General features: G+C 58.0%; 12 protein-coding genes. 7 read left to right on the top strand and 5 right to left on the bottom strand.

Features of this window, described 5'->3' with window-relative positions; translation table 11 throughout:
* Nucleotides 1-214 precede the first annotated feature (214 nt).
* A complete protein-coding gene (locus BSY240_RS02635) occupies nt 215-1,972 on the top strand; it encodes an ATP-binding protein (RefSeq protein WP_069041317.1) in 1,758 nt (585 codons plus the stop codon).
* A gap of 137 nt (nt 1,973-2,109) precedes the next feature.
* On the opposite strand, the gene BSY240_RS02630 is transcribed toward BSY240_RS02635, so the two are convergent.
* On the bottom strand, nt 2,110-2,706 hold the full coding sequence (locus BSY240_RS02630) for an NAD(P)H-dependent oxidoreductase (RefSeq protein WP_069041316.1): 597 nt from the start codon (nt 2,704-2,706) through the stop codon (nt 2,110-2,112).
* Between the two features lie 98 nt (nt 2,707-2,804).
* Between BSY240_RS02630 and BSY240_RS02625 the strand changes: the two genes are divergently transcribed.
* Nucleotides 2,805-3,431: a TetR/AcrR family transcriptional regulator gene (locus tag BSY240_RS02625; protein WP_069041315.1), complete on the top strand. Its 627-nt coding sequence runs from the start codon at nt 2,805-2,807 to the stop codon at nt 3,429-3,431.
* Here the strand turns inward: BSY240_RS02625 and pdxR are convergent.
* Entirely contained in the window at nt 3,369-4,820 is a 1,452-nt protein-coding gene (gene pdxR / locus BSY240_RS02620) for a MocR-like pyridoxine biosynthesis transcription factor PdxR (RefSeq protein WP_442856008.1), read from the bottom strand. The two genes, BSY240_RS02625 and pdxR, sit on opposite strands and share 63 nt — an antisense overlap.
* Before the next feature lie 64 nt (nt 4,821-4,884).
* Here pdxR and BSY240_RS02615 point away from each other — a divergent pair, with 64 nt between their 5' ends.
* Both BSY240_RS02615 and BSY240_RS02610 read left to right on the top strand, forming a co-directional pair.
* Nucleotides 4,885-5,610, top strand: coding sequence for a pyridoxamine 5'-phosphate oxidase family protein (locus tag BSY240_RS02615; RefSeq protein ID WP_069043800.1), 726 nt, complete (start codon nt 4,885-4,887; stop codon nt 5,608-5,610).
* A 44-nt stretch (nt 5,611-5,654) separates the two neighbouring features.
* The gene (locus tag BSY240_RS02610) at nt 5,655-6,284 is read left to right on the top strand and encodes a histidine phosphatase family protein (protein WP_069041313.1); all 630 of its coding nucleotides are present in this window, start codon (nt 5,655-5,657) and stop codon (nt 6,282-6,284) included.
* Nucleotides 6,285-6,288: 4 nt separating this feature from the next.
* Here BSY240_RS02610 and BSY240_RS02605 read toward each other — a convergent pair whose 3' ends face one another.
* The 3 genes from BSY240_RS02605 to BSY240_RS24070 form a co-directional block, all read right to left on the bottom strand.
* Nucleotides 6,289-6,726, bottom strand: coding sequence for an acyl-CoA thioesterase (locus tag BSY240_RS02605; protein ID WP_069041312.1), 438 nt, complete (start codon nt 6,724-6,726; stop codon nt 6,289-6,291).
* 83 nt (nt 6,727-6,809) lie between these two features.
* Nucleotides 6,810-7,706, bottom strand: a complete 897-nt coding sequence (locus tag BSY240_RS02600; RefSeq protein ID WP_054151366.1) for a LysR family transcriptional regulator — start codon at nt 7,704-7,706, stop codon at nt 6,810-6,812.
* 39 nt (nt 7,707-7,745) lie between these two features.
* Nucleotides 7,746-8,105: a hypothetical protein gene (locus BSY240_RS24070; RefSeq protein ID WP_069041311.1), complete on the bottom strand. Its 360-nt coding sequence runs from the start codon at nt 8,103-8,105 to the stop codon at nt 7,746-7,748.
* Between BSY240_RS24070 and BSY240_RS02590 the strand changes: the two genes are divergently transcribed.
* The 3 genes from BSY240_RS02590 (at nt 8,098) to BSY240_RS02580 (ending at nt 13,233) form a co-directional block, all read left to right on the top strand.
* On the top strand, nt 8,098-8,376 hold the full coding sequence (locus BSY240_RS02590; RefSeq protein ID WP_069041310.1) for a hypothetical protein: 279 nt from the start codon (nt 8,098-8,100) through the stop codon (nt 8,374-8,376). The genes BSY240_RS24070 and BSY240_RS02590 overlap by 8 nt on opposite strands.
* A 346-nt stretch (nt 8,377-8,722) precedes the next feature.
* Nucleotides 8,723-9,748, top strand: coding sequence for a GlxA family transcriptional regulator (locus BSY240_RS02585; RefSeq protein WP_006727769.1), 1,026 nt, complete (start codon nt 8,723-8,725; stop codon nt 9,746-9,748).
* A 155-nt stretch (nt 9,749-9,903) separates the two neighbouring features.
* On the top strand, nt 9,904-13,233 hold the full coding sequence (locus tag BSY240_RS02580) for an SIR2 family protein (RefSeq protein ID WP_150127379.1): 3,330 nt from the start codon (nt 9,904-9,906) through the stop codon (nt 13,231-13,233).
* Nucleotides 13,234-13,243: the final 10 nt, after the last annotated feature.

Here is a 13,243-nt window from a genome sequence, read left to right as displayed (position 1 = left end):
TTCCACCACTGCTCTCCTCACAGAACCACGAGTCTTTAGTATTAGCCTCAATAAATCTCGCGTCTTTGTATGTCTAGCTGGCGCACCGATACAGGCAGAGACTTTACACCTAGCCAGCGCTGCGTTGTTTCCTGTGGGGAATGGCCAACTCAGGTTTCAGAGACTTATTCTTTCTGCTACTTTTGGTTTAGGTGCGAGCTGAGGAACGCGTTCGATGGATGACGTGCATTTTTCGGTCAATACACGACTAACAAGACTTCTGGGTGAAACCTATAGATCAAGCGAAACTGCCCTAAAGGAACTAGTCGATAACGCATGGGACGCCGACGCTAAAAACGTGTGGGTCACATTGCCGGCGCCCATGTCGCCTGATCCGATTATCGTGCGCGACAACGGTTCAGGAATGACATCTCTGGAAATGAGAAACGAATACCTGAACATCGCCAGCGATAAGCGCGCACGGACGGGCGAGCGGACCCCTTTCCTGAAGCGGAAGGTCAAGGGTCGTAAAGGTATCGGCAAGTTCGCGGGCTTGTCATTGGCAAGCCGCATGGATGTTTCAGCGGTTGCGCGAGGATTAAAATGCACCCTGACGATAGACAAGCTCGTCCTTTCCGAGAACGAGAATGACCTTGAAGCTGTACCTCTACCATTCAATGAGGAAGATGCAGGCGAAGCTGATACGGGTACGACAATCACGCTATCCGGTCTTGATAGTCGCTTGAATTTCCCCACTCCAGATCGTTTTCGAGAAGTCCTCGTCCACGAATACGGCCGAGAGGATGCCTTCAAGGTATACGTAAATGATGTGCTGCTATCGGTAGATGATGTTCCAGGCGTTTCGAGGGAAGTCGAGCAGACCCTCACGGAGAGCGGCCCAGTTCGCCTAAAGTTTACGATTGCAGACGGCAAGAAGGCACCAAAATCACCGGGTATAGTGTTGAAGGTAGATGGGAAGGTCGTCGGCAAACCAATGATGTTCGGCTTAGATGATGATGAGGAAATTCCCTTTAACTTGTCGAAAAGAGTTTACGGAGAGGTGGAACTCCAGGGTAACGACCATTTCGTAACCGCAGATTGGGGCGGTGTAATCGAGAACAGCAAAGCATTCCAAGAAATCCAAACTTACGTCAAATCGATCGTCAAAGAAGGGCTTAAGGAGAGCCACTCTCGCGATATGAGCCTTCAGCTAGCTCGATTGAAAAGGCAGTTAGACGCGAGGCTGAAAGACCTACCAGAACACCGCAGACGCTTTGCTGAAGAAGCCCTCCATCGGATCCTGCAACGATTCTATCGGGAAAGCGAAGACCGCATTGCGACAATCGCAGATGTCGCGCTCGACGCCATGGAGCATGATGCCTATTGGGCGGTACTTGAGCGGATCAATGCAACAGACAGGACAGATGTAAGTTCTTTCGCTGCGGCGCTTGAAGATTTTGGATTGGTCGAGCTCTCGGGTATCGCTGCTCAAGCGACCAGACGGATGAGATTTTTGGACTACCTTGAGGAGCTTATCGAGAACGAAGCGACCCTCGAAAAAGACGTTCATAAGGCCTTCGAGACGAATTTGTGGCTTCTCGGTCGCCAGTACGCTCTGATGTCCTCGAACAGCACACTGAAACGGGTCATCTCAAGCTACAGTGATAAGACATTTACCGGTGAGCGAGCCTCGAAACGGCCTGATCTTCTGTTGTCGCAGGATCTAGCTGACAGTTACCTGCTGATCGAATTCAAACGCCCGAACCATTCAATTTCTCGGGAAGACATTGCGCAGGCCGAGCAATATCGCGATGACTTGTCACGGACGATCACCTCATCCAGCCCGTTGCGAATACTAATGATCGGTAAGGGCTCTGCAGCCTCCATGGACAAGAGATATGGGACTGACATGACGACCGTGAGTTCCTACGCAAGCGTACTTTCATCCGCTCGCACAGAACTAGAATGGCTGATTTCATCTCTAAGCCGTTAGTCTCCTAATACCATCGGCAGGGACTGTAGATCGACGTGCCGACGCAGTCCGGTTGTGTTGGCATCGCGACAGCCACACTTATGATCTGTTGCCCAAAGGATGCCATCCCGCTTATATCCAAAGCCGCCCCTTCCCCCTCACCCCAAAATCCCAGCCGCATCCTCCACCATCTTCGCCAGCGCCTCGGGCTTTGCCCCACGCACCGGGCTGAAATACTTCACCTTCAAATCCCTAAAGCCACAGAAGCCCAGGATCTGCCGGCGCAGCACCTTCACCCAGCCATTGCCGTAAAACCATTTGAGAAAGAAGGTCGGCGTGTCCGAGGTGATGACGACGCGGGCCTTGCGCCCAGCGAGCAGCGGCTTCGGGAATGCCTTGCCCTCGATGTATTGAAAGCCGAAACCGGGCATCAGGACACGGTCCAGCAGGCCCTTGAGCTTAGCCGGCGCCGATCCCCACCAGAGTGGATGCACGATCACCAGCCGGTCGCACCAGGTCAGGCTGTCGGCAAAGGCCTTGATATCCGGTTCCCATTCCATGCGCGCGCGATAGCCTCGGCGAAGATTGGCGTCGAAATCGAGATCCTCAAGATGCACCAGCCGAACCGTCTGGCCACGCCGCCGCGCCTCGTCGGCGATTTTTTCCGCCATGGCGCCGCACAGGGCATCCCTGGCCGGATTGCCGTTCAGGACCAGAACTCTCGAGGGCTGAGCATCGCGCGACAGAAAGGACATGAGGAACACTCGCGTTTTTGACCGTGGTCATTTTATGGAGATGAAATTGACCGTGGTCAACATATATTTGGCGTAGGCTCGACCAAAAGGATTCGCGCATGAAGCTTCGCCAGACCCGCAGCCGTCAGACCAGGGACCATATTCTGGCCGCCGCGCGAGACCTGTTTTCCCGTCAGGGTTACGAGCAGACCAGCATCGACCAGATCGCCAATGCCGCCAAAGTCGCGAAATCCAGCGTCTTTGCCCATTTCGGCGACAAGACCAATCTCCTGGCGGCCCTCGGCCTGACCGAGATCGAGCAACTGGCCGAAGCCGGTCGCAAGGGCGTCGGCATCGATCCAGAAGCAATGCTCGACATCCAGCTGGTCGGCCTGCTCAGCCCCTGGCTCACCTATTTCTGCCGCGAGCCGGCCTTTGCCGAGCTCTATCTCAGCCAGGCGGCTATCGTCACCGGCCCCTATACCGAGACCTTCATGCGCCTCTGCTTCGAGGTGGAAGACCAGGTTGCTGCCCTCTTCACCCGCGTCTATCCTTCTCTCACCTCAGGCGAAGCACGCCTTTACGCCCGGGGTGCCCAGGCGCTGTTCCATGAGGTGATCGTCTTCGAAATGTCGGAAGGGCTAAAGCAGTCGCGGCCAAACCCTGCGCCGCCGCAGCAGCTGTTAGCTCAGATGCTGACGATCTGGGTCGACGGCGTCGCGCATCGGCGAGCCCTGAAGGCCTGACACGAAACGCCGGGCCGCCTGCGCCAGCACGTCAGGCGCAAAGCCGGAAAAGCCGATCACCAGTCCGCGCCGTTTCGTCTCGCCATGATAAAGCGGCGACAGCGCCTTGACGCCGAAACCAACTGCCCGCGCCTCAGCTGCCAGCGCCACATCGTCTTCCGCCCCGTCGAGCTCGGCCACCAGATGCAAACCCTGTTCCGGCACGGTCACCGCGAGCCGATCGCAGCGAAGCGCCTCGATGAGCGCATCCCGCGCCGCCTTCACCCGCTTGCGCGCCCGCTTGATATGCGCCGAAAAATGCCCGTCGCGCAGGAATTCCGTCAGCGCATCCTCGGCCAGCGTCGACGGAAAGCGATCAGTTAGCCGGCGAATTGTCAGCACTCGCTCACGTAAATGCCGGGGAACCACGAGATAGCCGAAGCGAAAACCGGGCAGCAGCGTCTTCGAAAATGTGCCTAAATAGATCACCCGCCCCTCGCCATCGATGCCCTGAAGCGCGCTCAAGGGCGGGCCGGCAAAGCGGAACTCGCTGTCGTAATCATCCTCGATGATATAGGCGCCCGTGGCCCGCGCCCAGTCGATCAGGGCAAGCCGTCGCGCCATGGAAAGCGTCACACCCAGCGGATACTGATGCGACGGCGTCACATAGACGGCCTTGGCATCCGGCCGCGCCGCAATCCCTGAGGCCACATCAATCCCTTCGCCATCGACAGGCACCGGCGTCACGGCAATCCCCGTGCCGTCAAACAATTCGCGCGCCGCTGCATAACAGGGGTCCTCGATCCAAACCGGATCGCCGGGTTTCAGAAGTGCCCTGACAGCCAGATCCAGCCCCTGCTGCGTGCCCGCCGTCATGATCACCTGATCCGGTTCGCATACCACCCCGCGCGCCGCCTTGAGGTAAGCCGCAACCTCAACACGGAGCGCATGACTTCCCGCCGGATCGTTGTAGTGGAAATGCCGCGCCGAGGGCTGCGTGAGATGCCGGTTCATCAGCATGCGGAAGATGCGAAGCGTCGTCTCGTCCGCCGTCGAACAACCGAGTGCGCCGGGCAGCGGCGCTGCCACCTCTTGGACCTCGATCACCCGCGGCTCGGGCACGGCCTGCAACAGTGGCACGGCCTCGGCCACATAGGTCCCCGCCCCCACCCGCGCTTCGGCAAATCCGTCGGCCACCAACATCTCATAGGCTGCAACGGCCGCCCCACGCGACACGCCAAACCGTTTGGCGATATCCCGCGTCGTCGGCAGCTTGTCGCCGGGCTTCATCTGGCCACTTTCGATCAGCCCGCGCAGCGAACGATAGAGCGCCAGCCGCCGCGGCCCCTGCGCCGGCAGCATCGGCGTGCTCGCAGACCAGTCGGAATTGGTTCGGATATTTTTGACCATCATGGATCTTCTTTGGACCAATCTATCAGACTATCCCTGCCGCATCAGCCGTCAGGAGGCAAGCATGAACGAGAGACCCGAGCCACAATCCTTCCCCGTTACCCCGCGCAACCGGGCAAAACGCCTGCATGAGCGCGCGGCTTACGACCGCGACGCCGTCTATGCCGTGCTCGATGCGGCCCTGCTCTGTCACGTCGCCTATGTCATCGACGGTCAGCCCTATTGCACGCCGACCATCCACTGGCGCGACGGCGACTGGCTGTTCTGGCACGGCTCCTCCGCCAGCCGCATGCTGAAGAGCCAGAAGGCCGGTATCCCCGTCTGCCTCACCGTCGCCCATCTCGACGGCCTGGTGCTCGCCCGTTCCGGCTTCCACCATTCCGCCAACTACCGCTCCGCCATGTGTTTTGGCACCGCCCACATCATCGACGATCCCCAGGAAAAGGCGGACGCGCTCAAAGCCGTCGTCGACCGCTTCTATCCCGGCCGCTCCGACGTGTTGCGCGAAAACGATCCGCAGGAGGCCAAGGGCACCATGGTCATCGGCATGCGCATCGAGGAGGCCTCGGCAAAGGTCCGCTCAGGCGGCGTCTCCGACGACCCAGCCGATGTCGATGCCCGCGTCTGGGCCGGCGCCATCCCGGTCGAGACACGGCTCGGCCTGCCCGAAATCTGCCCCAAGGTGCCCGACGGCGTCACCTATCCCGAGCATCTCGCCCATTTTCAGGAAGGCCGCCGGCTGGACGAGGTCTTGACGGAGAGCCAGGCGCTCTATGAAAAGCAGGCCTGAACGCGCCTCCCGATGCGGGGCGCGCTGTGAAAGCGAGGCCCCGCATGAAAACCCTTTATGTCGTCACCCATCCGCAATCGGTCCATCATGTCGAGGGTCGTGTTGGCGGCTGGTACGATACCGCTCTGACCGATCTCGGTCGCCGCCAGGCCGAGGCGATCGCCGCCCGCATCACCGAACTCTGCGCCGAAGACACCCCGGCCCTCGTCTCCTCCGACCTCCTGCGCTGCAGCGAGACCGCCGAAATCATCGGCAGACACCTCTCCCTCACGCCCCGCCTGACGCCCGGCCTGCGCGAAATGAGCTACGGTGTCGCGGAAGGAAAGCCACAGGCCTGGCTCGACACGCGCCGCCTGCCGGTGCCCGATGATGGCGGCCTCGACGACACCGGCGGCATCGAGGGGGCCGAAACCCGCCGCCAGACCGGCACCCGCATCTACGGCGCCATGGATGCGCTGATGGCCGATCCGGCCGACACCCTTGTCATCGTCACCCACGGCTTCGCACTGACCTTCGTCATCGCCTGGTGGATCGGCATGCCGATTGACTGCCTCGGCCGGGTCGGCTTCCCCGTCCCCTCAGGCAGCATAACCCATCTCGCGGAAAACACCCAGTGGAAGAGCCGCAGTGTGATCCAGCTCGGCGAGAAAGCCCACCTCGCCGGGATCGCCTGACACCTCACCCCACCTGCGTCCATCCCTCGAGCTTCGCCCGCTGCGCCTCCGAAAACGGATGCGACTTGCGCGTCGTCTGGTCGAAATGCACCACCACCGTCTCGGCCGAGGCACAGAGCTTGGCCGCCTGAAACACCGCCTGTTGCATGGAGACCGACGACCGCCCGACACGCGTTACCCGCGTACCGATCTCGACCTTACCCGGCCACAAAACCTCGGCGATATAGTCAATATCAAGCTTGGCGAGCACGAAGGAAAAGCCGTCCTCGAGCAGCGGATCTTGCGGGTTGTAGATCAGCTCCACACGCCCCGTTTCCATGAAGGTGGCAAAGACGGCATTGTTGACATGCCCCTGCCGGTCCGTGTCGCCGTAGCGCAGCTTGTCGTAAGCCTGGCCCGCAAAATCCTGAAGCCGCAGCTCTTGACCCTTGTCATCCGCCATCTCTCATCAAATCCTATTCGCTATTCGCTATTCGCTATTTCCCTAATTCCAGAAATCGCCAACCACTTACCGATCGCGCCCGCTTACGCCGCCATCCCGATCATCTCGGAAAAGGCATAACGCACGCTGTCCGCCACCGCCTGGATCGTCTCCGACGTCTCCTTGCCGGTGAGCAACCGCACCTCGAAGGACCCCAGCTCCGGCAGCCCGTGCTTGGAACCCAGCGCCGTCATGTCGTCGGTGAGATAGCTGCGCGGAAGCGGCGCCACCGCGAGATCGGCAATCACGGCGGCCCGCTGTGCCATCGTGTGTGCCGAGAGATAGGCGATCCGATACGGCCGCTTGTCCTTGTCGAGCCTGGCCAGCGCATCCGCCCGCCAGCAGCAGCCATCCTCCCAGATCGACACGGGCAGCGGATCGCGGATATGCGCCGTGCCGCATTTGGCTCCTGCCCAGACCAGTTGTTCCTGGTGGATCACCTCGCCCTCATGCACCACCTGGCCCGGCGCGCAATTGACCAGTGTCAGATCCAGCCGCTGTTCGGCAAGCCTGCGCCGAAGCGCACCCGATGTATCGACCGTCAGGTCCACCATGATCAGCGGATAGAGCTCGGCAAAGCGACGCAGGATCGTCGGCATGAAGCGCTCGCCGATATCATCGGGCGCGCCGAGCCTGACCACCCCCTTCATTTCCGGCATGCGAAACCGCCCCACCGCCTCATTCGACAGCGCCAGCATTCGCCGCGCATAAGGAAGCAGCACCTCGCCGCTTTCCGTCAGCGTCACCGAGCGCGCATCGCGCAGGAACAGCGTCACATTCAGCTGCTCCTCCAGCTTCTTGATCTGCATCGAGACGGCCGACGGCGTGCGATAGACCCGGTCGGCGGCGGTGGTGAAACTGCCGGTCTCGGCGATTGCCACGAAGGTCCGGAGAACATCGTTGTCGAGCAGCGGAAGCGGCTGGCGGAGCATGAGAGTCATGAGGATTGACCTTCAACAAAATTGAACTTGAGAACGATACTATTGCGTTTGATTGAATGTCAATCCGGGCGCATCCTTCTCCTCACAGACCGCAAAGAGGAGGATTGCCGCATGACACAGCAAGGTTTCCAGACCGTCCAGCAGAAGCTTGAGACGCTGCTCAGCAACACTCGCCGCCATGCCGTGCGCGAGCAGACCCGCGCGGCGCTCGCCATCCTCGGCCCCGCCCTGCGCGATGATATCGGCCTCACCCGCCATCGCCAATTGATCAGCTTTCAGAATGACAAACATCAGAAACATTCGTTTGATTGATGGAACGAAGCCGATCACAACAGAGCTCTGGCCCAACCAACAAGGCGAAAGACGGGCCACCACCAAGAGGATAACAACCATGACCATGGTTTGCTGCGACACCCCTTTGCCTCGGCCGAGTTCCCGGACGATCCCGCGGCTCAACGCGCGCACTGACAGCGCCGGCCTGACCGCCGCCGCCCGAACGCTCGACGAGCGCGCAAGCCATGCCGCCGATCGCCTCGCGACCATCATCCGGACGCTGTCCCGCGCGCTCGCCGATCACCGCCGCCGGCGTCTGGACGCGGCCGCCCTCGAAGCCCTGCCCTTCGACCTGCGCAAGGACCTCGGCTGGCCTTCTGGCGACACCGCGCCCTGACACTGGTCGATCACATCGGCGGCGGCCTCAAGCCGCTCCGGCACCCCGTTTGCGACGGAGCCGCCCAACCGCGTCGCAAACGGGGCAGTGCCCGTCTCCCCGCCCAAGCCACCCCGGTCCGCGAAATCAAGGTTTTTCAATTACCTGCCGCCGAGCCGCGTCAGGCGCCTGGCTCACGGCGTCGCAGCCTGAAAAAAGTCGGAAAATGTCGTTCTTTAGCAATTGCCGATGCGGGCGCGGCGCGCGATAGGATGACAATGTCGTAAAACGACAATCGCGCCGATCGATTCAGGCGGAGCATGCCTGCAAAACAAGGGAACGGCAGCAAGGACAACTGGGCATCATCATGAGCAAGATACAGCCGCAAACCAAGAAGCGATCCATCGTCTTCTTCCTCGTCCCGCATTTCACCCTTCTGCCCTTTGCCGGCGCCATCGAGACGCTGCGCATCGCCAACCGCATGCTGGGTTATGCGGCCTATGAATGGCGCCTCGCCTCCGTCGATGGCCAGAAGGTCTATTCCTCCTCGGGCATCGGCATCGAGGTGAATTCCTCGCTCGCCGACGAGCGCCGCTTTCTCGGCGGCGAAAACCGCCCGAACATGGCGATCGTCTGTTCCGGCATCTATGTCGAGGAGTTCAACAACAAGTCGGTCAATGCCTGGCTGCGCGAGGCCTATAACCGCAATGTCGCGGTCGGCTCGCTCTGTACCGGCGCCCATGTGCTGGCCCAGGCCGGCCTCCTGAATGGCAAGCGCTGCGCCATCCACTGGGAAAACCTCCCCGGCTTCTCGGAAACCTTCCCCCAGGCCGAAGTCTATGCCGACCTCTACGAAGTCGACGGCAATCTCTACACATGCGCCGGCGGCACCGCCTCGCTCGACATGATGCTGAACCTGATCGGCCAGGATTTCGGCGAAGGCCTCGTCAACCGCGTCTGCGAACAGCACCTGACCGACCGCGTCCGCTCCGCCAACGACCGCCAGCGCTTGCCGCTGCGCGCCCGCCTCGGCGTGCAGAATTCCAAGGTGCTGCAGATCATCGAACTGATGGAAGCCAATCTCGCAGAACCCTTGTCGCTTCTGGAAATCGCCGATGACGCCGGTCTTTCGCGCCGCCAGATCGAGCGCCTCTTCAGACAAGAGATGGGCCGCTCCCCCGCCCGCTACTATCTCGAAATCCGCCTCGACCGCGCCCGCCACCTGCTGGTCCAGTCCTCCATGCCCGTCGTCGAAGTCGCCGTCGCCTGCGGCTTCGTCTCGGCTTCCCACTTCTCCAAATGTTACCGCGAACTCTACAACCGCTCCCCCCAGCAGGAGCGCGCCGAGCGGAAGCTGACGATGTCGAGCAATCGGACGGGGGTGGTGGTGTAAGCCATAGCCCACAACTCGACTTACTTTGCCAACGCACTGAATTAAGGTTGTCCACAACTCACCAGCAAACTCCTCGTTGAAATTTAATTCCGATTTTGCGAGGTTTGTGCCGGAAGCGGGGGATACCAAAGTTGGCAGGATCTAAGACGACGGACGTGAAGCCACGCCACATAAGCGAAATTCAGAACGCCATCGCAAACAAAAATCTAGTTGTCGTGATCGGCACAGGGGCTAGTCAGGCGCTATCGGCCACGCACAAAACCATTTTCTCCTGGCGAGGGTTGATTGATAACGGGATTTCTTATTGCCGAAGCCGGAGTTTGATAAATGACGGTCAGCATGCTGTATGGCAAACACTGGCCCAATCTGACGACCTCGATGACCTCATAAGCGCCGCCGAGTTCATTGGCCGCAAACTCGAAGCCCCAAATGGCGGTATGTATAGCCGATGGCTTGAGGAATGTTTCGGCGATGTCGGGCCATCGGACAATGAATTCGCACGAATACTACGCAACCTGAAGACATTGGGCATACCGATCGTAACACTAAACTACGATACTCTATTGGAGAAGGTCACCGGACTACCTACGATCAAATTTTCCGACACCCGCAAGGTAGCGCAGTGGGCGCGACGGGAAATTGAAGGTATTGTACATCTGCACGGAGTATGGGACTCACCTGAAAGCTGCGTGCTGGGTGTTCGCGATTATCACTCTGCATCTTCTAATGAAGTGAGACAGTTCTTTCAAAGACATTTAAGTACATTTGGAAGACTACTGTTTATCGGATGCGGAGATACATTTTCTGATCCTAATTTCTCTACGTTGATCTCATGGATGCGCGACGAAATTAAAGGTGGACATCCGTTGCACTATGCCATGGTGCGTGAGAGTGAAGCCCGTTCGCGGCAAGCTGACCCCACCTGGCAGGGCTTCGTCGAGCCCATCAGCTACGGAAAAGAATACGAGGACCTACCTGCCTCGCTTCAGTCCATACTCCCTTCGATTGAAGTTTTTGAGCACATCTCGAAGTCACAACCTCCGTCTACAGAATCGCAGATTAGAGACGATAAAACACTTACTGCCTATCGGTCATTCCTAGTGAAGGACTGTGGACAGATGACAATCGAAGGCATCAGGACAGATATTGATACGGCACAGCGAAAATTTGATTTGGAGAAGCTTTTCGTCCCATTAAGCGTAACGCCTGTGCCACCGGAATTCCCCCCATCAGACAAGCGCAGAGAGGAGAAGCTCAAGAAGTGGCATGAAGAGAATGAGGGCCCAGCCCAATTTGGCGAAACATTCAAGACGAACGAGCGAATTGCCCTACTGGCTCTGCCTGGCGGAGGTAAGACGCTGTTGCTGAAGCGGCTTGCTGTTGCCTACTCCAACGTAGATCGGAGAAGTAGTGCTGATGACCTTTTGCCAAATCTGGAACTTTTTCCAGTTCTAATTAGGTGCCGTGAATGGCGGGAGCATATCTCGCGGCCAATTCCATTTATATTAAAGAATATCTCTGCGATTACAGGGCAGGATGGGCTCGACAATCTCTACGAGGCACTGACCCCGCTGTTGAAAGCGGGTAAAGTTGTACTGCTCGTAGATGGACTAGACGAGATACATAACGACGCAGACCGTGCCACATTCGTCGAGAACCTAGAGAAGTTTTTAGAGGAGAATAAAAAGGTCCGATTGGTGGTAACCAGCCGCGAAGCGGGTTTTGCACTTATTGCGCCTACTATAGCACGGTTTTGCTCCAGATGGCGTATCGCGCCGCTCGACGAGGAAGCTATATCGTCGCTATCAGTTCACTGGCACAAACTTATGACCGGCGAGACCCCGGAGGCTCTAGACGAAGCTGAAGAAGTCACAGAAAGATTGATAAGCAATCCTGCATTGAGGCGTTTGGCAGAGAACCCACTTCTATTGACAATGCTTCTTGTTGTGAAGCACGGCGCCGGGAGATTGCCCCCGGATAGGGTCAGCCTCTACAATCGAGCGGTAGAGGTGTTGCTAGACACCTGGAACATTAAGGGGCATGAGGCACTCAATATCAAAGAGGCGCTGCCACAGCTATCATACATAGCCTATGAACTGATGAAGAGAGGCAAACAAACAGCGACCCAATTGGAGTTGATATCCCTGCTTGAGGAAGCTCGGAAAAAGGTTCCAAGAATTAGGATGTACGCAAAAGACAGCCCGGTAGATTTTCTCAAGCGCGTCGAATTGCGATCTAGTTTATTGATGGAATCAGGATACCAGTTGGAAGGAGCTAAGGCTGTTCCGTTCTACCAGTTTCGGCATCTAACATTCCAAGAATACTTAGCGGCAGAAGCATCTGTTGATGGTAACTATAGCAACTACAGCAGTGACGACAGCCTATTGACGCCCTTAGCTGCGCACCTCGAACAGCAGGAGTGGAAAGAGGTCGTGCCCATGGCAACTGTACTTGCTAGAAGACAGGCGGAGTCTGTCATCCTTGAATTGGTATCGAGGGCTGCCCCACACATTGCGAAGCTAAGACGTGGACCCGAGGCCGACTTGAAGCAAGTCAAAGGTGGGCGCTCGATGCCGCACGTCGTGACGCTATTACTTCAATGTCTCGCTGAGGAGACGGAAGCCTCGCCTGCAGCCATGAAAGAAGCACTTCTGGCTTTGGGCGTCTTTGCTAGAGGTTGTCGCGACAACCCAAACTGGGATGCATTGCTTAAAGGTTTGTATTCCGACGAATTCATTAAGACTATATTTGACATCGACCCGCAGGAATGGACACCAGATATCTGGCTCAGAAACACAAGAGCCGTATCATTGGCACTTACAAAAAGTCCGACATATTGGCTCTCCACTGATGGCAAGCTAGAAATTCGCCAGAAACTGGCTGCTGGTAGCGAGGATGAAGTAGAGAGGGCTTTGTTAACCATCGCGGGCGGTTACTGGGGAAGCCTCTTTCATTTGCCACCGGATACGGAGCTGTTGGAACTGGTAACAGCCCACTTGCTCGGCGACATGCCCAAAGCACTGGAACCTGCGGCTTGGGTCCTTGGATTGCTGTATTCAAGCCATGAGCTCGAAGCCCCTGATGTGGCAGTTTTAGATAAACTTCTCGAGCTTATGTTAGCTTCACCTGACGAGAACGAAGTAAACTCTTTTGCGATCAGCAAATGCGCTTCCATTGGGCGAGACGAGTGGCCAGTTCACCTAGATGCCGCCGAACGGGAGGTAGTTCTGTCTAGAATGGACCTTTTAAGTGGCTCACGCTTGGAGCTGGGCTGCTTTGTGGTAGCTTTTCACGCAAAGAACGTCATCGACGATCGGTCACTTTACGGGCGCCTAAAAGCGATGGATCGCTTTACAATTTCCGGCCCTGTGGTCGACATAATTAAAACGCTCGAGAAGTCGCTTCGTATACCAAAATCGAAGCGCATTGAGCTGCCAGACCGAGCACGAAGGACGCGCAGAATACCCCCACCTAGCATGACGTGACGTAGCCCCC

It is taken from the genome of Agrobacterium sp. RAC06 (assembly GCF_001713475.1).
In the GTDB taxonomy this organism is placed as follows: Bacteria; Pseudomonadota; Alphaproteobacteria; order Rhizobiales; family Rhizobiaceae; genus Allorhizobium.
The sequence above is the reverse complement of the archived record's forward strand: the minus strand, read 5'-3'. Positions and strand labels throughout refer to the sequence as shown.

What these genes read in the sequence shown, in the direction of transcription:
- BSY240_RS02635 (WP_069041317.1), top strand. Translation starts at nt 215, where the DNA reads ATGGATGACGTGCATTTTTCGGTCAATACACGACTAACAAGACTTCTG.
- BSY240_RS02630 (WP_069041316.1), bottom strand. Translation starts at nt 2,706, where the DNA reads ATGTCCTTTCTGTCGCGCGATGCTCAGCCCTCGAGAGTTCTGGTCCTG.
- BSY240_RS02625 (WP_069041315.1), top strand. Translation starts at nt 2,805, where the DNA reads ATGAAGCTTCGCCAGACCCGCAGCCGTCAGACCAGGGACCATATTCTG.
- pdxR (WP_442856008.1), bottom strand. Translation starts at nt 4,820, where the DNA reads ATGGTCAAAAATATCCGAACCAATTCCGACTGGTCTGCGAGCACGCCG.
- BSY240_RS02615 (WP_069043800.1), top strand. Translation starts at nt 4,885, where the DNA reads ATGAACGAGAGACCCGAGCCACAATCCTTCCCCGTTACCCCGCGCAAC.
- BSY240_RS02610 (WP_069041313.1), top strand. Translation starts at nt 5,655, where the DNA reads ATGAAAACCCTTTATGTCGTCACCCATCCGCAATCGGTCCATCATGTC.
- BSY240_RS02605 (WP_069041312.1), bottom strand. Translation starts at nt 6,726, where the DNA reads ATGGCGGATGACAAGGGTCAAGAGCTGCGGCTTCAGGATTTTGCGGGC.
- BSY240_RS02600 (WP_054151366.1), bottom strand. Translation starts at nt 7,706, where the DNA reads ATGACTCTCATGCTCCGCCAGCCGCTTCCGCTGCTCGACAACGATGTT.
- BSY240_RS02590 (WP_069041310.1), top strand. Translation starts at nt 8,098, where the DNA reads ATGACCATGGTTTGCTGCGACACCCCTTTGCCTCGGCCGAGTTCCCGG.
- BSY240_RS24070 (WP_069041311.1), bottom strand. Translation starts at nt 8,105, where the DNA reads ATGGTCATGGTTGTTATCCTCTTGGTGGTGGCCCGTCTTTCGCCTTGT.
- BSY240_RS02585 (WP_006727769.1), top strand. Translation starts at nt 8,723, where the DNA reads ATGAGCAAGATACAGCCGCAAACCAAGAAGCGATCCATCGTCTTCTTC.